The sequence below is a fragment of the Kribbella caucasensis genome (assembly GCF_004361855.1).
GTDB lineage: Bacteria > Actinomycetota > Actinomycetes > Propionibacteriales > Kribbellaceae > Kribbella > Kribbella caucasensis.
On the sequence record NZ_SNWQ01000013.1, the window covers coordinates 39,455 to 56,149 of the forward strand.

The 16,695-nt window shown below is 68.7% G+C and carries 19 protein-coding genes; 10 read left to right on the forward strand and 9 right to left on the reverse strand.

Annotated features, from left to right (window positions below; all coding sequences use genetic code 11):
- The first annotated feature begins 26 nt into the window (after nucleotides 1-26).
- Nucleotides 27-851 (forward strand): SAM-dependent methyltransferase, encoded by an 825-nt coding sequence (locus tag EV643_RS25220; RefSeq protein WP_133802620.1) that lies wholly within the window; start codon nucleotides 27-29, stop codon nucleotides 849-851.
- A 34-nt stretch (nucleotides 852-885) separates the two neighbouring features.
- On the opposite strand, the gene EV643_RS25225 is transcribed toward EV643_RS25220, so the two are convergent.
- Nucleotides 886-1,608, reverse strand: a complete 723-nt coding sequence (locus tag EV643_RS25225; RefSeq protein ID WP_166665571.1) for a class I SAM-dependent DNA methyltransferase — start codon at nucleotides 1,606-1,608, stop codon at nucleotides 886-888.
- A 48-nt stretch (nucleotides 1,609-1,656) separates the two neighbouring features.
- The gene (locus EV643_RS25230) at nucleotides 1,657-2,178 is read right to left on the reverse strand and encodes a GNAT family N-acetyltransferase (RefSeq protein WP_133802622.1); all 522 of its coding nucleotides are present in this window, start codon (nucleotides 2,176-2,178) and stop codon (nucleotides 1,657-1,659) included.
- A gap of 102 nt (nucleotides 2,179-2,280) precedes the next feature.
- On the opposite strand from EV643_RS25230, the gene EV643_RS25235 reads away from it, so the two are divergent.
- From EV643_RS25235 to EV643_RS25245, 3 genes are all read left to right on the forward strand, one after another.
- On the forward strand, nucleotides 2,281-3,024 hold the full coding sequence (locus tag EV643_RS25235; protein WP_133802623.1) for a hypothetical protein: 744 nt from the start codon (nucleotides 2,281-2,283) through the stop codon (nucleotides 3,022-3,024).
- Entirely contained in the window at nucleotides 2,907-3,389 is a 483-nt protein-coding gene (locus tag EV643_RS25240) for a substrate-binding domain-containing protein (protein WP_133802624.1), read from the forward strand. Before EV643_RS25235 ends, EV643_RS25240 begins: the two co-directional genes overlap by 118 nt.
- A 73-nt stretch (nucleotides 3,390-3,462) precedes the next feature.
- The gene (locus tag EV643_RS25245) at nucleotides 3,463-4,455 is read left to right on the forward strand and encodes an ABC transporter ATP-binding protein (RefSeq protein WP_238165787.1); all 993 of its coding nucleotides are present in this window, start codon (nucleotides 3,463-3,465) and stop codon (nucleotides 4,453-4,455) included.
- A gap of 1 nt (nucleotide 4,456) precedes the next feature.
- Here the strand turns inward: EV643_RS25245 and EV643_RS25250 are convergent, their stop codons facing one another.
- Nucleotides 4,457-4,954 (reverse strand): phosphatase domain-containing protein, encoded by a 498-nt coding sequence (locus EV643_RS25250; RefSeq protein WP_133802626.1) that lies wholly within the window; start codon nucleotides 4,952-4,954, stop codon nucleotides 4,457-4,459.
- Nucleotides 4,955-5,335: 381 nt separating this feature from the next.
- On the opposite strand from EV643_RS25250, the gene EV643_RS25255 reads away from it, so the two are divergent.
- Nucleotides 5,336-6,466, forward strand: coding sequence for a metallophosphoesterase family protein (locus EV643_RS25255; RefSeq protein WP_133802627.1), 1,131 nt, complete (start codon nucleotides 5,336-5,338; stop codon nucleotides 6,464-6,466).
- A complete protein-coding gene (locus EV643_RS25260) occupies nucleotides 6,463-9,240 on the forward strand; it encodes an AAA family ATPase (protein WP_133802628.1) in 2,778 nt (925 codons plus the stop codon). Before EV643_RS25255 ends, EV643_RS25260 begins: the two co-directional genes overlap by 4 nt.
- A gap of 25 nt (nucleotides 9,241-9,265) precedes the next feature.
- On the opposite strand, the gene fdhD is transcribed toward EV643_RS25260, so the two are convergent.
- Genes fdhD through EV643_RS46990 form a run of 3 tightly spaced genes read right to left on the reverse strand, consistent with a single transcriptional unit; the run spans nucleotide 9,266 to nucleotide 11,119 of the window.
- Nucleotides 9,266-10,093 (reverse strand): formate dehydrogenase accessory sulfurtransferase FdhD, encoded by an 828-nt coding sequence (gene fdhD, locus EV643_RS25265; protein WP_133802629.1) that lies wholly within the window; start codon nucleotides 10,091-10,093, stop codon nucleotides 9,266-9,268.
- A gap of 28 nt (nucleotides 10,094-10,121) precedes the next feature.
- Nucleotides 10,122-10,694 (reverse strand): phosphotransferase, encoded by a 573-nt coding sequence (locus tag EV643_RS25270; RefSeq protein WP_370452365.1) that lies wholly within the window; start codon nucleotides 10,692-10,694, stop codon nucleotides 10,122-10,124.
- The gene (locus tag EV643_RS46990) at nucleotides 10,664-11,119 is read right to left on the reverse strand and encodes a hypothetical protein (protein WP_370452357.1); all 456 of its coding nucleotides are present in this window, start codon (nucleotides 11,117-11,119) and stop codon (nucleotides 10,664-10,666) included. Before EV643_RS46990 ends, EV643_RS25270 begins: the two co-directional genes overlap by 31 nt.
- A gap of 312 nt (nucleotides 11,120-11,431) precedes the next feature.
- On the opposite strand from EV643_RS46990, the gene EV643_RS25275 reads away from it, so the two are divergent.
- Complete coding sequence (locus EV643_RS25275; protein WP_238165789.1) at nucleotides 11,432-12,049, forward strand: trimeric intracellular cation channel family protein; 618 nt, start codon at nucleotides 11,432-11,434, stop codon at nucleotides 12,047-12,049.
- Between the two features lie 8 nt (nucleotides 12,050-12,057).
- On the opposite strand, the gene EV643_RS25280 is transcribed toward EV643_RS25275, so the two are convergent.
- Nucleotides 12,058-13,257 (reverse strand): MFS transporter, encoded by a 1,200-nt coding sequence (locus tag EV643_RS25280; RefSeq protein ID WP_133802630.1) that lies wholly within the window; start codon nucleotides 13,255-13,257, stop codon nucleotides 12,058-12,060.
- A gap of 46 nt (nucleotides 13,258-13,303) precedes the next feature.
- On the opposite strand from EV643_RS25280, the gene EV643_RS25285 reads away from it, so the two are divergent.
- The 3 genes from EV643_RS25285 to EV643_RS25295 all read left to right on the forward strand — a co-directional run bounded on the left by EV643_RS25285 (nucleotide 13,304) and on the right by EV643_RS25295 (nucleotide 15,788).
- Nucleotides 13,304-14,425 (forward strand): ferrochelatase, encoded by a 1,122-nt coding sequence (locus tag EV643_RS25285; protein ID WP_133802631.1) that lies wholly within the window; start codon nucleotides 13,304-13,306, stop codon nucleotides 14,423-14,425.
- Nucleotides 14,422-15,222, forward strand: coding sequence for an inositol monophosphatase family protein (locus EV643_RS25290; protein WP_133802632.1), 801 nt, complete (start codon nucleotides 14,422-14,424; stop codon nucleotides 15,220-15,222). The genes EV643_RS25285 and EV643_RS25290 overlap by 4 nt, the downstream gene beginning before the upstream one ends.
- A 266-nt stretch (nucleotides 15,223-15,488) precedes the next feature.
- Nucleotides 15,489-15,788: a DUF4193 domain-containing protein gene (locus EV643_RS25295; protein ID WP_132196133.1), complete on the forward strand. Its 300-nt coding sequence runs from the start codon at nucleotides 15,489-15,491 to the stop codon at nucleotides 15,786-15,788.
- An 85-nt stretch (nucleotides 15,789-15,873) separates the two neighbouring features.
- Here the strand turns inward: EV643_RS25295 and EV643_RS25300 are convergent, their stop codons facing one another.
- Both EV643_RS25300 and EV643_RS25305 read right to left on the reverse strand, forming a co-directional pair.
- Entirely contained in the window at nucleotides 15,874-16,173 is a 300-nt protein-coding gene (locus EV643_RS25300; protein ID WP_133802633.1) for a DUF4235 domain-containing protein, read from the reverse strand.
- Between the two features lie 31 nt (nucleotides 16,174-16,204).
- Complete coding sequence (locus tag EV643_RS25305; protein WP_133802634.1) at nucleotides 16,205-16,660, reverse strand: DUF3093 domain-containing protein; 456 nt, start codon at nucleotides 16,658-16,660, stop codon at nucleotides 16,205-16,207.
- Nucleotides 16,661-16,695: the final 35 nt, after the last annotated feature.

Genomic DNA, 16,695 nt, shown 5'->3' on the forward strand with positions numbered 1-16,695 from the left:
CAACCCGGACGGGAAGGAACGCCGCGATGGCCGCAGAAGGCGCGCAGGGCCGTGAAGAGACGGTGATCCCCGGCATCGACGCGACGAAGCCGAGTATCGCTCGCACCTATGACTACCTTCTTGGTGGCAAGGACAACTACGCGGTCGACCGGGCCCTCGCGGACAAGTTCATCAACGACCTGCCGGGTTCGCGGGCGATTGCTTTCGACAACCGCGGTGTGCTGACCCGCGCGGTCAAGGAGATCGTGGTCAACACGCCGGTGCGGCAGTTCCTCGATCTGGGCAGCGGGCTGCCGACTGCGGACAACGTGCACCAGGTCGCCCAGCGGCACGCACCCGGGTCCAAGGTCGTGTACGTCGACAACGACCCCGTCGTACTGGCGCACGGCCGGGCACTGCTCGCCGAGAACAAGGACACGACCGTCTTCCAGGCCGATCTCCGTGACTCCACCGGGATCTACGAGAGCCAGGAGACCCGGGACTTCATCGACTTCGAGCAGCCGGTCGCGATCATCCTCAGCGCGATCCTGCACCACCTGAACGACGACGAGGACCCGGCGGCGCTGGTCAAGTTCTGGGTCGACCGGATCCCGGCCGGCAGCTACGTGTTCATCAGCCACTTCCGCAGCGAGAACGATCCGCGCAGCGCCCAAATGCAAGAGCTGCTGCAGGGTTCGCTGGGTCGCGGCCGCTGGCGGACCGACGAGGAGATCATCGCCCTCTTCGGTGACGAGCTGACGATTCTCGAGCCCGGCCTGGTCCCCGCGGCCGAGTGGCGTCCGACCGAGCCGCCGGAAGAACTCACCGCCTGGGAGCGCCTCATCGCAGCCGCCCTCGCCGTCAAACCCTGAGCAGCCCCAACCCTCGCCTCAGCGGCCCTAGCCCTCAGCGGCCGTAGACCGAGACGTGCTTGCCTTCGCCGGTGTACGGCTCGTGGTTCCAGCCACCCCAGCGGTCCACGAGGCGTAGGCCGGCGATCCGGGCCATCAGGTCGAGTTCGGTCGGCCATGCCAGGCGGCAGGAGATCGGCGACAACCGGACGCCGCCGGCGTCGAGGCGGACGTGGTTCTCGTCCAGGATCTGGGTCGCCGGGTCGTAGCGGCAGACGTCGAGTACGACGGCCGAGGCCCCGACGTGTTCGGCGTTGACATAGGAGTTGCTCGGCAGCCACGCACTCGGTACGGCGGCCTCGACCAGGAACACGCCCTCGTCGTCGAGATGCCGGGCAGCGTTCTCGAAGCAGCGGACCTGGTCGTCCTGCGTGAGCAGGTTGAAGATCGTGTTGAAGACCAGATACACGAGCGGGTACGTCCGGCCCGTCGTGGTCGTCGTCATGTCGCCGACCAGGACCTCCAGCAAGGCCCCACCCGGCTTGCTCCGCAACTGCTCGACCATGTCCGGCGACAGTTCGATCCCGTCGACCCGGATCCCGCGTGCCGACAACGGCAGCCCGATCCGGCCCGTCCCGATCGCGAACTCGAGCGCCGAGTCCCCCTTCGCCAACTCGGCCAGCTTCGCGACCGCCGCGTCCTCGTCGCCGCGCGCCGAATTGTCGTAACTGGCCGCGACCTCGGGCCCGAAGCTGTTCGCCGGTTCAAATCCACGCATGCGCGCCATTCTGTCGACGCCCCCACAGCCCAGCAACGGAATTAGCCGCTATTGACCCGACAGGCTGCTGGATGTCCTTGGCGCAAGTTCGCGCCAATAGATCAGGGCGCCCTCGTTGCCCTGGACGTTGGGGATGGAGCCGATCACCTTGAAGCCGACGCTCTCGTAGAGGCGACGGGAAGGATTGCTCTCCATCACGAGGTTGAACATCATCGCGGTGTAGCCATCGGCGGTCGCCTGGTGGAGCGAATGCTCGACAAGTTTGCGCCCGATGCCCCGACGCCGCACCGAGCGAGCTACGAGGTAGCCCCCTTGCGCGATGTGTGCCGCAAAGGCGGGGAAGTTGGGACGGAGAAAATAGCCGCCGGCCATGACCCCGTCCAGATGCGCGGCATAGACGGCTCGGTCCCGGACCCACCCCTCGTTGAAGGTCTGCCTCAGCGGCTTTCCGTGCTGAGGCTCGGCCCCACCGTCGGCCGCCATTTCGGCATAGATACCAAAGAGCGCGTCGATGTCGCTCGGCCCCGCGGGCACGATCCGAAGGCTGCTGAGGTCCTTGCTCGGCTCCATCCCGGCAGCCTACGCGGACATCTTCAACCCAACCCGCCGCTTGACGGAACCGGTGGGGGAGGGGCGGTGTAGATGGGGTAACTGGACTTGATGGAGGGCGTCATGGGGCGTTGGGTGCGTCGGGTGGTTCTGCTGATGGTGCTGGTGGTCGCGTCGGCCGGGTTTGCGGGGCCGGCTCAGGCGGGTGGGCCGACCAGTGTGTTGTTGAGTGCGCCTCCGAAGGTGGTTGCCGTCGGCTACGACGATCCGGCGTACACCAATCTGATGCAGGTGGTGACGGCCGCGAGCAGTACGGCGTCGTCCGGAGGTGAGGAGCACGCGGTCGGGCGGTTCGTCCGGGCGACCTGGCTGATCCACGACATGTCGGTCTGGCGGCTCGACGTCATCTATCTCGACGCGCCGGGCGGGCCGTGGGTCGCGACGTCCGAGGACCACACCGGTCGGGGGATGCCAGAGCAGCTGAGCTGGCATCGCGTGAGCAATCCCAAGAAGCTGCTCGATGTGCTCGGCAGCCTTGGACTGCTGGGCAAGGGATCGTACGGCGGACCCACGGGTGCGCCTGGCACCATCACGGACGACGCGACCAACTCGAACGGCGACGGGGCGACGACCGGCAACGGTTCGACGAACGGTGACGGTACGACGAACGGTGACGGTACGACGAGCAACGCCGCCGCGCCGGCATCGACTGAGACCCAAGCGGCGACCGACTCGTCGATCATGACCGGATGGCGCTGGGTGATCCCCGGATTCCTGCTCGGCGCGATCATCGCCTTCGTCGCCACCCGGCTGATCCCGAAACGCCGGGACTGGGAGCTCATCGACGCCGAGGAGACGTCAACCTGACCCGAGCCGCCAGACCCGTACCGCTGAACTCCGGCTACGACCTCACCCGCAAGGTCTTCAAGACCGCCCGCCCGACGGCTCTTGTGATGGGCAACGAGCGGATGGCCACCGCCGCCCTACTGGCCCTCCACGAGATGTCCCTCCGGGTCCCCGACGACGTCAGCCTGGTCGGGTACGACGACCAGCCGGACCTGGCCGACAACCTCCACCCGCGCCTCACCACCGTCGTACTCCCGCACTACGAAATGGGCCGAGCCGCCGGCCGCATCATCACCAGCCCGGAAGACCCCGACCTATCCGGCCCGTTGATGGTCGACTGTCCGCTGGTGGAGCGAGACTCGGTCGGCCCACCTCGGGAGAACTAGTGCAACAGGACCCGGTTGGTGGGAGACTCTGGCCGACCGTCCGGCTGGTGTTGCGTTCATGTCAGGAGTGTTCGTGGGGTCCGCGGTTGTACTCGAGGTCCACGACCTCCAGGTGACGTTCCGGACCGGAGGCGGGCTGGCTCCGGTCGTGTCCGGTGTCGACTTCTCCGTTGCGCCCGGCAAGACGCTGGCGATCGTGGGGGAGTCTGGTTCGGGGAAGAGTGTGTGCTCGGCCGCGGTGATGGGCCTGCTTCCGTCCAACGCTGACGTCAAAGGCGAAATACTGCTGAGCGGCCGGGAGCTGAACGGGCTGGCCGAGGACGAGTTGCGGCGGATCCGCGGCAAAGACATCGCGGTCTTCCAGGACGCGTTGTCCGCACTCAACCCGTACTACAGCGTCGGCTGGCAGATCGCCGAGGCGTACCGGCTGCACAAGAACGTGTCGAAGAAGGAGGCTTGGAAGCGCGCGATCGAGACGCTCTACCTCGTCGGTATCCCCTCGGCCGCCACCTGTGCGAAGTCGTATCCACACGAGTTCTCCGGGGGAATGCGGCTGCGGGTCGTCATCGCCATGGCGCTGGTGAACAACCCGAAGGTGCTGATCGCGGACGAACCGACGAAGGCCCTCGACGTCACGGTCCAGGCTCAGATCCTGCGGCTTCTCGAGGACGTGCAGGCCGAGTTCGGTACGGCGCTCGTGCTGCTCTCGCGCGATCTCGGCGTCGTGGCCGAAGTGGCCGACGACATCCTGGTCATGTACGCCGGCCACGCGACCGAGGTGGGTACGGTCCGGGATCTCTTCCACCGCGCCGCCCATCCGTACAGCCTCGGCCTGCTCGGCGCGACGCCGCGAGCCGACGTACCGCGGCGGGGTCGGCTGGCCACGATCCCGGGCGAGTTGCCGTCAGCTGGTTCGATCGAGACGGCCTGCCCGTTCCAGCCGCGCTGCGCGTACACCGATCGGGTGGGGGAGCGCTGCATCACCGAGCGGCCCGCGCTAACCCCGCGCCCGGGCGAAGGCGATCACGAGGCCGCCTGCCATCTCGGCCGCCGGCCGGAGATGTAGCTCAGGTCCTGCCTTCTTTCTCCTGCGCTTCGAACAAGGTCGGCTGGGTCTCCGCATCGAGTCCCCAGTCAGCCCTCATCACGGTGTACCCGGCCTTCTCAGCGGCGTCGCACACCTTGACGTCGTCGTCAACCAGTACGGCGACCGGCCGCTCCCGACTGAGCTCCTTCAACCGGTACAACTTCACCGCCACGGACGGACGCCGGTCGGTGTTGCTCCGCATGTACATCCGGCCCTCGGGAAACCCGTTGTCCTTCAACCACTTCACCGTGTCCCGCCGGAGCCGCTCGGGCCGCCCGGTCAGATAGACGATCTCGTGATCCGCGGCCAGCGTGGTCGCGACCGCCAGGCCTTCGTCGAGCACCGCGTCCTCCTTCGCATGGGCGAAGAACGAGTCCCAGTCCTTCGGCTTCCGCTCGATGAAGTGGATCCGCTTGCTCGTATCGGACAAGGTCGCGTCAACATCCAGCACGGCGTACGGCCGATTCTCTTCAGACACGGTGTCCAGCTAACCAGGCGTCGCGGTCGATCGCGTACTCGACCAACCACCCCACGAACCGCCCCGGTCACCGCTCCGGCCCCGGCACCGGCCCCGGTCACCGCCCACGGCACCCGGATTCCGTCCGCCCGCACGCGAGAAACCCGCGACCTTGAACAACAACCCGGGACCGTGAACAGGCCATTTTCATGTTCAAGCCCCCCACTTCCTGACCGAGGTCCCCAGCGACGGCCCCGACCCCGTTCTGCCGTACCCACCTGCCCCCGGCGGTCGCGGCCTGGTCTGCGGTGGGCGTTGACCTGTTCGGATGGCGGGCAAGGTGGGGGTTGTGGGTGTGTTGGTTGGGTGGTTGTCGGTGGGGCGGGTTAGCGTTCTCGGGCGATGGATGAGTCGATCACTTTTCTGCACAGTTCGGACTGGCAGCTGGGGATGATGCGCCGGTTCCTTGGGCCGGACGGTCAGGCCCGGTGGGGTCAGGCGCGGCTGGATGCCGTCGTGCGGATCGGTGAGGTCGCCCGGCGGACCGGGGCGCGGTTCGTGGTGGTCGCCGGAGATGTGTTCGAGCACAACCAGGTCGAGCGGCAGACGATTCTGCGCGCTTGTGAAGCGTTGAAGCGGATCGAGGTGCCGGTGGTCCTCCTGCCGGGCAACCACGACGCGCTCGAGCCGGGTTCGTTGTGGACGTCGGCGCAGTGGACCGCGCACAAACCCGAGCACGTGACTGTGCTGACCGGCACGGAACCCCTGGAGATCGTGCCCGGCGTGGAGATCGTCGGGGCGCCGTGGCGTTCGCGGCGGCCGGTGTCGGATCCGGCTGCTCCTGGGTACGCCGAGCTCGGGCCGGCGCCGGCGGGCACGCGCCGGATCCTGCTGGCTCACGGGCAGCTGACCAGCCTGAGCGGCGGCATGTCCGAGGTACCGACGATCGATCAGGCCGCCCTCGAGGCCGCCGTCGCGGACCAGAGGCTGCATTACGTCGGGCTGGGTGACCGGCACTCGACGACCGAGGTGACCGAGCGGATCTGGTTCTCCGGGACGCAGGAGGTCACCGCTCCCGAGGAGACGCATCCGGGCAACGTCCTGGCGGTGACGTTCACGGCTGACGACATCGCGGTGGAGCCGGTGCAGGTCGGCGCCTGGCACATGGTCGAGCACCACGTCGAGCTGTACGACGAGGGCTCGCTGATCGCGTTGGAGGATTGGTTCGCCGAGTTGCCGGACAAGGAGCGGACGTACGTCCGGCTCGCCGCCGACGGGTCGTTGCCGTTGCCGTTGTTGAGCCGGCTGGACGCGATGGTGGACGCGCAAGGCGAGGTGTTCGCGAGTGTCGAGCGTTGGGCGAAGTTCTGGACGGTCCGCCCGGCTCCGGACGCGGCCGACCTGGATTCGCTGCAGTTGAGCGGTCCGGCGCGGGCGGCGATGGAGGAGTTGCGGCAGGCGCTGGCGGCCGGTGACGAGGAGGCCGGTGCGGCGCTGACCTTGATGCACAGACTGGCGCGGGACGCGGGATGAGGCTGCACAGTCTGACGCTGCGGGACTTCCGCGGCGTCAAGGACCGTACCGTTCAGCTGCCCGCGATGGGGACCACTGTGGTGGTCGGCGACAACGAGGTCGGCAAGTCCAGCCTGGTCGAGGCGTTCGCGCTGGTCTTCGAGCTGCCCGACGACTCGAAGTCCAAACGGATCGCCGACATCCAGCCGGTCGGCCACGACGTCGGCCCCGAGGTGACGGTCGAGCTGACCCTCGGCGGTCGCGAGCTCACCTATACCAAGCGCTGGCTGAAGAACCGTTCCACCGAGCTGTCCGTGATCGAACCCGACGGCCGCCGCCAGACCTGGACCGGTCGCGAAGCGCACAACGAGGCCGAGCGGCTCTTCAACGAGAACGTCGATCCCGTGCTCTGGCAGACGTTGATGGTCAGCCAGGGCCAGTCGCTCATCTTGCCGACCCCCGCGGACGCGGAGCCGCTGATCAGCGCGGTCACAGCCGAGTCCGGTACGCCGGTCGACGGGGCGTCCATGCCGTTGGTGAGCGCGGTGGAGCACGAGTACCTCCGCTACTGGACGCCGCGGGGCCGGTCGACCGGGGAGTTCGCCAAATCCGCTCAGGCCGTGGCGTCGGCCGAACTGCGATCCGCGCAGGCGTCGAAGGCGATGGAGGAGGTCGTCGCAGACATCCGCCGGGCCGAGCGACTCGCGCTGGACCTCGACGATCTGAGTGCGCGGCTGAAGGATCACCTCGTCTCGGTCGAGGAGCTCCGCGAACGCAAGCAGGCGACCGACGAGATCCTGCTCCGCCGGGATTCCGTCCGCGCCCGGGCCGAGACCGCGCGGGCCAGGTTGGAGAACCACACCCGCACGAGACTCGACCGGGAACGCCTGCTCGCCGATGTCGAGCGGTTCAGCCAGACCGCCACCGAGCTGGCCGAGCTCCGGACCGAGGCCGACACCGTCGCGAAGAAGGCGGCCGAGACCGTCCACGCGGCCGAGGCTGCGTTGGCCGAAGTCGTTGAGCTGAAGGACGATCGGCGTACGGATGTCCAGCGGGCGGAGCAGTGGGTCTCCGAGTTGATGGATCGCGCCGAGCTCGACCGGTTGACGGGTCAGCAGGCCGAGCTGGCCGACGTACGGGCTCGCATCGCCGCCGCGTCCGCCGTACTCGACGGGATCAAGGTCACGGACGAGTTGGCCGCCTCGCTTGAGGATGCGCGGGCCCATGTCGTCGAGGCACGTGCCGCGCTCGCGGCCGGCGTACCGGAGGTGCTGGTACGACGGGTCGGTGCGGACGTGGTGTCGTTGTCCGGGACTGGTCTGGATGCCGGGGGATCACCGGTGCCGGCGGAGTTGGCCGAGGACGCCGAGGTGTCGGTCCTGGTCTCGGGCGAACTCGTGGTCGGCGTACCGGGGCAGGTCGAAGTCACGGTTCGCGCGGGTGGTGAGGCGGCCACGTTGCGGGCTCGGGTCGATGAGTCGGTCCGGCGGGAGAAGGATCTGCTGAAGCGGGCCGGAGTACGGAATCTGGCGGCCGCGCGCGAGTTGTTGCGCAAGCGGGACACGGCATCGGCGGAGTTGCAGGAGGCGCGGCGAACCGAGCGGTCGTTGACGGCCGGGGGTGATCCGGGGGAGCGGATCGCCTTGTTGTGCGCGCGTTTGGGGATCACGTCGTCGGACGAAGCAGCCGCGGAAGAGGACGTGCCGACGGCGAAGAACAAGCAGCCGATCATCGAAGACGTACCGGGCCAGATGTCGTTGTTCGAGGAGTTCGAGGAGGACACCTTCGACTTCGAACTCGTGTTGCCCGAGCCGGCCGTGCCGGGGGATCTGGCCGGGGCGCAGCGGGCGTTGGAGAACGCCCGGGCAGAGTTGGCCGCGGCCGAGCGGTTGCTGACCGACGCGGAGTTCGCGGCGGCGCAGGCGCGGAAGGCGGCAGACGAGGATCGGTCGGAGGCGCAGAACGCGCGGGCGCGGGCCGAGTTGGCTACCGAGCGGCTCGCGGCGGCGGTTGCCGAGTTGGAGGCTGCTCGTGCGGTCCTGGCAGACGAGGGCGTCGAGGCCGAGGAGTCGACTGCGACCGCGGAGGTCGAGGCCGTGCTCGAGGAGCTGACAGCGGTCCAGGAGCAGGCCGACGCGGCTGGGGCCGATGAGGTCGCGGGGGAGTTGGCCGATTCTCTGGCGGTCGCTCAGCGGTTGCAGGGGGAGCGCGACACTCTGCGGGATTCGTTGCGGACGACCGAGGGACGGTTGGAGCAGTCCGGCCGCGACGGTCTGGCCACCCGGCAGGACGCGGCCGAGTTGGAGCTGGCCGCGGTACGGGCCGAGCATGACAACCTCAAACGTCGCGCCGACGCCGCGCGCCGGGTCTACGAGACCCTCGGCCGGCATCGCGCGGAAGCCCAGACGAAGTACTCAGAACCGTTGCAAACAAGGATCGAGGCCCTTGGCCGCAGCGTATACGGCCCGAGCTTCCGCGTCTGGCTGGACGACGACCTGGCCGTGGCCGAGCGCGAACTCGACGGTTCGCGGCTCCGCGTCGAGTCGCTGTCCACCGGCGCCCAGGAACAGCTCGCGATCATCACCCGGCTGGCGATCAGTCACCTGGTCAGTACCGGCGAAGGCAGCGTCCCGGTGATCTTCGACGACGCCCTCGGCTGGTCCGACAAGGCCCGCCTCCGGGATATGGGAGCACTACTCGGCCGGGCCGGCGATCACGGTCAGATCATCATCCTGACCTGCATGCCGGAGCGCTACGAATACGTTCCCCGCGCCAACTTCATCAAGCTGCAGTAGGTGCTTCAGAGGTTGGCTGGTGGGGTCAGCGGAGGATGCGGGTGGGGGTGCTGTAGAGGACGCAGCGGTTGCCTCGGGTGAAGCCGGCGAGGGTGATGCCGAACTGGCGGGCCAGGTCGACCGCCAGGCTGGAGGGGGCGCCGACGGCGACGACCATGCCGAGGCCGGCTGCGGCCGCCTTCTGGATGATTTCGTAACCGGCTCGGCCGCTGACAACCAGGACCAGGCCCTTGCGGCTGTGGTGGTTGAGGACGGTCCAGCCGACCACCTTGTCGACGGCGTTGTGGCGGCCGACGTCCTCCTTCACGATCACCTTGTCGCCCGTGGCCGTGAACAGGCCGGCCGCGTGCAGTCCGCCCGTTCGTCCGAAGGTGGGCTGGGCGTCCCGGAGGAGGTCCGGCAGGCGCAGTACTACGTCCAGCGGGACCTCCACGGGATCCACTGGGGCGTAGTCGCGGTCGGCGAGTTCGTCGAGGCTCTGCTGGCCGCAGACTCCACAGGCGGCCGACGTCACGCCGTACCGCTGCGGGGGTTCGCGATCGGGCTGGCCGTCGAAGGTGACGGTGACGGTGTTGAACTGCTGTTCCCGGGTCAGCTTGACGTCGGTGCAGTAGGCAACGGTCTGGATCGCGTCGGGCCGGACCGCGAACCCCTCGCCGAGGCAGAACCCGGCGGCCAGCTCGAAGTCCGATCCGGGCGTGCGCATCGTCACGACCAGGGGCTCGGGTGGCCGGCCGGGCCATTCGAGGCGGAGTTCGAGGGGCTCTTCGGTGACGACCACGTCCTCGCGCCGGGACGTCCTGTCGCCGTCGAGCACTTCGACCTTGAACCTGGTGACCGGGCCTTTGCTCATACCTCCAAGTTATGCCAACCGGCGCGGATCAGTAGCGGTCGTACCAGCCGCGCCGGATCGCGAGCCAGTCGAGGAAGGTCCACGCGAAGAGCCGCTGGTGCCGGCGGATCTCCGGAGTACACCCGGGCGGGGGAGGCGCGTCGAGGTTGGTGAGCATGTACGCCGCGACCACGGCGGCGAAGCAGTCGAGGTGATCAGCTGGTACGTCGGCGGTCAGTGGGCTCCGTTGGATCGCGGCGGCCGTGTCGATGCCCTGGTACTGCGCGATGGGGAGGAGGCCGACCCAGTCGAACCAGGGCGGAGCGAGCGACAACCAGTTCCAGTCGACTGTCCAGCACTGGCTCGCGGTGTCGATCAGCAGGTTGTCGGGCCGTAGATCGTTGTGTGCGGCGGAGTCGCCTCGCAGCGCTTCGGGGTACCAGCTCATGACCTCGGCGAGCTCGGGGAGCGCGGCCTCGAACCAGGGCTGGAATCCGCTCGGCATCGGTCGCTCGCCGGACATGATCTGGTCAGGCTGCAGCATCGGGAAGTCACCGGTCTGGACGTCTTCCGCGAAGCTGCCCAGACCGCTCAACGGGCTCGGGGTGAGGGCGGCGGCCATCGTTTCGCAGTTCGCCGTGACCAGCGCGAAGTCGTCGGCCGTCCAGGGCGTCCCCGCATCCGAGCGTCGATCTTCGCCGAGGCGATCGCGAACCACTTGGCATCCTTGTCCGTCGCATGCGCCGTCGTGATGATCTCCGGGACTCGTACTGCGGGCGGTAGCTGCGGCACGATCTCGGCTTCCCGCTGGTACGCGCGGTACGGGTGCATCGAGTCGTCTGCCGCCTTCACGAAGACCTCACGCCCGTCGGCCAGCTTGAGCGGCGCCGCGAACCCGCCGGTGAACCCCGACCCGACCGACGGCCCCGCCTCGGCGATCTCGGTGCCAAGGGCAACGGCCAGCGCGTGCTGGAGCGATCCTGGCAGCGAATCCCACCCCGGCCGCGCCGAGGTCGCACCGTAATCGACAAGAGGAGGTCCACCCATCCCGGCACCCTACTTCCGTGCGGCACTCGCCCGCCCGCATTTTCCGAACCGTGCGCATCCCACGTCCGTGCGCACCTTGCGTCCGCCGGCCCGCGGCTCGCGCCTGTCCGCATTTCAGGGGTTGACCTCTGAGCTGCATGGTTGCCCGGTCAGATTCCGAGGGGGCAACCATGCAGCTGGAAGGTCAGCCTCTGAGATTTCGGCGGTCGCTGGCAAGCGGTTGGCACCGTGGTTCGGTTGGCGCCGTGGTTCGGGTGGGGGTTGCTGGTGAGTCTCGATAGGTGGGGCGGGAGTGGCGGTTAACGTGCGGGGGTGGATGGATCGGTGGTTCTCACTGTGCTGGATCTGGTCGGGATCTTCGTGTTCGGGATCACCGGGGCGCTGGTCGGGGTGCGGAAGCAGTTGGACGTGTTCGGGATCCAGGTGCTCGCGCTCGTCACCGGTCTGGGTGGCGGCTTCCTCCGCGACGTACTGATCGGGGCGACTCCGCTGGCGGCGCTGCAGGACTGGTGGTATCTCGCCGTACCGGTCGCGGCCGGGCTGATCACCTTCTTCCTGCACCCGAAGATCGGCCGGGTCGAACGACTGGTGAACATCTTCGACGCCGCCGGCCTCGCCCTGTTCTGCGTCATCGGCGCGCGCAAGGCCCTCGATTACGGCCTCTCACCACTGTCGGCCGCCCTGCTCGGCACCATCTCCGGCATCGGCGGCGGCGTCATCCGCGACATCCTCTCCGGCCGGGTCCCCGTCGTCCTCCGGTCCGAGATCTACGCCACCCCCGCGTTCCTCGGCGCCGGCATCGTCGTCCTCGCGGCCGCCCTCGAGTACCACGCCCTCTGGGTCCCGATAGCCGCCGCAATCGTCCGCTTCGTCATCCGCCTCCTAGCCATCCGCCGAGGCTGGAACGCTCCACTACCCCGCCACCCCTGAGCCGACGGTCAGTTGTGGGCGAAGCGAGTTTTGGGGCGGGCGAAGGTTACGGCGATGCTGGCGACCACGGCGCAGACGATTCCGATCACCACGGGCACCCAGTAGGCGGACGACGCGCCCCAGTCGTCGACCGCGCGGCCCGCGGCGGCGTTGCCGGGGGCGACGCCGAGGAGGATGCCGGTGACGGTCCAGGTGATCGCCTCGGTCAGGCGCTGCGGCGGGACCCACTCCTCGACGCACGCGGTGACGGCGACCATCGTCGGGGCGATCGTCAGACCGGCGCAGAAGAGCACGATGGCGAGGACGAGGACGCTGCCCACCCACGGCAGCGGAGCCAGCGAGATCGCGAGCAGCACGCACCCGATCAGCAGTCGGCGCTCCACTGGCGCGCGCCAGTGGATCGAGCCGTACCAGAGCCCGGCCAACAGTGACCCAAATGCCCACACGGCCAGTACGACGCCCGACATGCCGGGCTGTCCCTCGGCGGCGGTAAACGCGACCGTGACGACCTCCGCACTCCCGAGAGCCGCGCCCAGACCAAGACCGATCAGGCTGAGCAGCATGAGCGAGAGCCAGGGGAGTGGGGCCCGTCCGACACCGTCGGCGTGACCACGGCCCGGCGGATCGGAGGCTCGCAACAGGGCCAACCAGATTCCGCCTGCGACTCCGAGAGCCCCAGCCGCGGCCAGAGCGGCGTACGGGCTGACCTGGGTGGCGAGGAGTGTGACCAGGACGGGACCGACGATGAAGACGACCTCGTCGCCGACCGCCTCCAGCGCGAACGCGGTCTGCAGGGCCCGGCCGCGACCGAGCAGATGCGTCCAGCGGGCGCGGACGAACGATCCCACCTGCGGACGGGTGCCGCCGGCAACGAACGAGATCGCGTACAGCGCCCAGTTCGGAGCGTCGGCGCGGACGGCGACCAGCAGGCCACCGAGGGCGATGGTGCAGACCACGCTGCCGATGAGGATCAGCATGCGCTGACCGAAGCGGTCGACCAGCCGGCCCTGGATCGGACCCGTGAGCGCACCGGCGATCACGCCGACCCCGGAGACCGCGCCGGCCAGGCCGTACGAGCCGCTCTCCTGGGCGATCAGGATGACGATGCCCAGACCGGTCATCGAGATCGGCATACGCCCGAGGATCCCGGCGGCGCAGAACGCGGCAGCACCGGGGCGGCGCATGAGTCGGACGTAGGGCTTCAGCATGGGGGACCGTGCACACCGTATCTGCCCGGCCTGAGAACATCAGTACATGCCCCACGCTGTGTCGCCCGATCCGACTCCCTACGACGCCGTGCTGCTGCTGTCCTTCGGAGGCCCGGAGAAACCCGAGGACGTGCTGCCCTTCCTGCAGAACGTGACCCGCGGCCGCGGCATCCCGGACGAACGGCTGAAGGAGGTCGGCGAGCACTACTACAAGTTCGGCGGCCGCAGCCCGATCAACGACCAGAATCGCGCGTTGCTCGCGGCCCTGACGGAGTCGTTCGCCGAGATCGGCCTGGAGTTGCCGATCTACTGGGGCAACCGCAACTGGGCGCCGTTCCTGACCGACACCGTGCGGGAGATGACCGAGGACGGCGTACGGCGGGCGGTGGTGATCGTGACCAGCGCGTACCCGTCGTACTCCGGGTGCCGGCAGTACCGGGAGAACCTCGAGGACGCGGTCGCCGCGATCGAGAACGTGCCGGTGTTCGACAAGTTGCGGCACTACGCGAACCACCCCGGCTTCGTCGGGTCGTTCGTCGAGTCGACGGCTGAAGCGTTGAGTCGGCTGCCCGAGGGATCCGCGATCACCTACGTGACGCACTCGATCCCGACCGCGATGAACGCCAGCAGCGGTCCCGACGGCAACGGGTACGTCGACTGGCACGTGGACGTGGCGGCCGAGATCACCGCCGAGCTCGAGCGCCGGACCGGGGTCACCCGGCGGACGGATCTGGTCTACTGCTCCCGGTCCGGGCCGCCGCACGTCCCGTGGCTGGAGCCGGACGTCAACGACCACCTCGAGGAACTGTCCGAGGCCGGGGTCCCCGGGGTCGCCGTCGTACCGATCGGGTTCGTCAGCGACCACATGGAGGTCATCTACGACCTCGACACCGAGGCGGCCGAGACCGCCGGCAAGCTCGGTCTGCCGATGGCCCGGGCGGCGACGCCGGGGACCGATCCGCGGTTCGTCACGATGCTGCGCGACCTGGTGGTGGAGCGGGCCGCCGCCGAGCGCGGCGAGCAACCGGATCGCCCCTGCGTCGGCAAGCTCGGCCCCGCCTGGGACGACTGCCGCCACGACTGCTGCCCCGCCCTCCGCCGCCCCACCGCGGCGGCCGCCATTCCAACAGCCCCCGAAGCCGCGCCGGCACCGAAGGAATCCGTATGAGCTCCGAGAACCCGCAGGACCTGCTCAAGCTGGCCGTCGAGGTGGCCACCGAGGCGGCCCAGCTGATCGTCGAGCGCCGCCGCGGCACGATCACAGTGGCCGACACCAAGAGCACCGCGACCGACATCGTCACCGCGGTCGACCGGGAGTCCGAGGAGCTGATCCGGGCCCGGATCCTCCAAGCTCGGCCGGACGACTCGTTCCAAGGCGAGGAAGGCCACGACGTCAACGGCTCCAGCGGGGTCCGCTGGGTGGTCGACCCGATCGACGGCACGGTGAACTACCTCTACGACATCCCGACGTACGCCGTGTCGATCGCAGTCGAGGACGACGGGCGGACGGTCGCCGGTGTGGTCGTCGACGCGCCGAAGGGTGAGGTCTTCACCGCGACCCTGGGTGGCGGCGCGTTCCTGGACGGCAGGCCGATCCAGGTCTCCGGCTGCACCGATCTCGGCAAGGCCCTGGTCGGCACCGGCTTCGGGTACGACGCGACCCGTCGGCAGGTGCAGGCCGAAGTCGTCCAGCAGTTGATCACCCGGGTCCGCGACATCCGGCGGATCGGCGTCGGCGCGATCGACCTCTGCTACGTCGGCTGCGGCCGGCTCGACGCGGTCTACGAGCGCGGGCTGAACCCGTGGGACTACGGCGCCGGCGCCCTGATCGCGGCCGAGGCGGGTGCGACCGTCGGCGGGCTGAACGGCGCCCCGGTGTCGCCCGAGATGTCGATCGCCGCCACTCCGGGGGTGTTCGGCGCCCTGCACGACGTGCTCGCCGCGACGGATCCACTCAGATCCTAAAATTGCTCATTAGTGCGCATTCCCGCGCACTAATGAGCAAGTCACTGTTCGGTCCTGACAGATTCCGCGACACGCGGGTCATTAGGTGGACCCCGACGCGCGCGAAGGCGGGTTCATGAGGCACAATCTCGGCCTCGGGAGCGGTATTGAGACCAATCCCAGCCTCGCTGTCAAGGGTTTCGCAGGACGGGGAATTTCTCGGCCGCTCTACCCGTTCATGGGCTCAGCAAGGCAACACCACGGGTACGAAGAGGGCAGGGAACACCATGGCGACTGATTACGACGCCCCGCGCAAGACGGACGAGGACTCCAGCGAGGAGTCGATCGAGGAACTGAAGACTCGCCGTCACGACAAGAACTCCGGCAAGGTCGACGAGGATGAGGCCGAGGCCGCCGAGAGCTTCGAGCTGCCCGGCGCCGACCTGAGCCACGAAGAGCTGGCGGTGCGGGTGCTCCCGCGCCAGGCCGACGAGTTCACCTGTTCGAGCTGCTTCCTGGTTCACCACCGCAGCCAGCTCGCGAACACCAAGAACGGCCAGCTGATCTGCCGCGACTGCGCTGCCTGACGACAGCACTCGCGCCCTGCTCGGCTGAGTCGTACCGCTCGGGACCGTCTCCTCACCGCGAGGGGACGGTCCCTTTTGTCGTCTCTCAGGCCTTGACGACGCTCTTGTCGGCCTCGTCCTGCTCGTAGCCGGGCGGCGGCGTCCCGGTCGACTTCAGCCAGTACTGCGCCGCCCGCTGCTCGGCGAACCGCTTGGCGGCCGCGGCGGCGGCGCCACTCGCGACGGCCCAGCTGACCACCTCGACGTAACCGGCCTGGTTCCCCTTCGGCGGCGCACCGCCGGACCCGAGCTTCCACGCCGTCGTGACCGCCTTGTTGGCGACCAGCCCGACCACCATCGTGAACACGGCCAGCACGAGCTTCCAGCCGATCTTGGCTCCGATCACCACTGCCTCCTCGCTGCAAGTACCCCGCTATTCAGGATCTTGCCACGCTGTTCTCGGTCAGGGCCGCAGCCAGCCGTTCCGGGTCGCGCGTTCCGATCAGCCAGTACGGCGCGGGGTCGTTGGTGTCCGTGATCTCCACCCGCACCGCACCGCGAAGGTAGCTCCGCAGCACGAGGTACGCGGCCGGGTCGCAATCACGACCGAAGGCGTGCCGGACCGCCTCGCCGGTCAGCGGTTCGACCTTGCCCAGGTACACCCGGTCGATCGTGGCCCGACCGGCGCGCAACTGCTGGGCATCCACAGCAACCACGGCACCGCCGTACCGGAGGAACAGGACGGTCAGCAGCACGGCCGCGATGCCGGCGACGATCAGCCCTGTCACGTTGCCTGCGGGCACTGCAGTGATCAGCCAGAGGGTGAAGACGGCAAGCGCGGCGATGAACCACCAGCGCACTGGCACGCTCAGTCGCTCGTGGTAGGTCGACACATGACCAGCCTGGCACGTGCCCGGTCGGAGCGCGT

What these genes read in the sequence shown, in the direction of transcription:
- EV643_RS25290 (WP_133802632.1), top strand. Translation starts at nt 14,422, where the DNA reads ATGAGCTCCGAGAACCCGCAGGACCTGCTCAAGCTGGCCGTCGAGGTG.
- EV643_RS25295 (WP_132196133.1), top strand. Translation starts at nt 15,489, where the DNA reads ATGGCGACTGATTACGACGCCCCGCGCAAGACGGACGAGGACTCCAGC.
- EV643_RS25230 (WP_133802622.1), bottom strand. Translation starts at nt 2,178, where the DNA reads ATGGAGCCGAGCAAGGACCTCAGCAGCCTTCGGATCGTGCCCGCGGGG.
- EV643_RS46990 (WP_370452357.1), bottom strand. Translation starts at nt 11,119, where the DNA reads ATGGGTGGACCTCCTCTTGTCGATTACGGTGCGACCTCGGCGCGGCCG.
- EV643_RS25260 (WP_133802628.1), top strand. Translation starts at nt 6,463, where the DNA reads ATGAGGCTGCACAGTCTGACGCTGCGGGACTTCCGCGGCGTCAAGGAC.
- EV643_RS25280 (WP_133802630.1), bottom strand. Translation starts at nt 13,257, where the DNA reads ATGCTGAAGCCCTACGTCCGACTCATGCGCCGCCCCGGTGCTGCCGCG.
- EV643_RS25255 (WP_133802627.1), top strand. Translation starts at nt 5,336, where the DNA reads ATGGATGAGTCGATCACTTTTCTGCACAGTTCGGACTGGCAGCTGGGG.
- EV643_RS25220 (WP_133802620.1), top strand. Translation starts at nt 27, where the DNA reads ATGGCCGCAGAAGGCGCGCAGGGCCGTGAAGAGACGGTGATCCCCGGC.
- EV643_RS25225 (WP_166665571.1), bottom strand. Translation starts at nt 1,608, where the DNA reads ATGCGTGGATTTGAACCGGCGAACAGCTTCGGGCCCGAGGTCGCGGCC.
- EV643_RS25240 (WP_133802624.1), top strand. Translation starts at nt 2,907, where the DNA reads ATGGCGCTGGGTGATCCCCGGATTCCTGCTCGGCGCGATCATCGCCTT.
- EV643_RS25235 (WP_133802623.1), top strand. Translation starts at nt 2,281, where the DNA reads ATGGGGCGTTGGGTGCGTCGGGTGGTTCTGCTGATGGTGCTGGTGGTC.
- EV643_RS25285 (WP_133802631.1), top strand. Translation starts at nt 13,304, where the DNA reads ATGCCCCACGCTGTGTCGCCCGATCCGACTCCCTACGACGCCGTGCTG.
- fdhD (WP_133802629.1), bottom strand. Translation starts at nt 10,093, where the DNA reads ATGAGCAAAGGCCCGGTCACCAGGTTCAAGGTCGAAGTGCTCGACGGC.
- EV643_RS25270 (WP_370452365.1), bottom strand. Translation starts at nt 10,694, where the DNA reads ATGGCCGCCGCCCTCACCCCGAGCCCGTTGAGCGGTCTGGGCAGCTTC.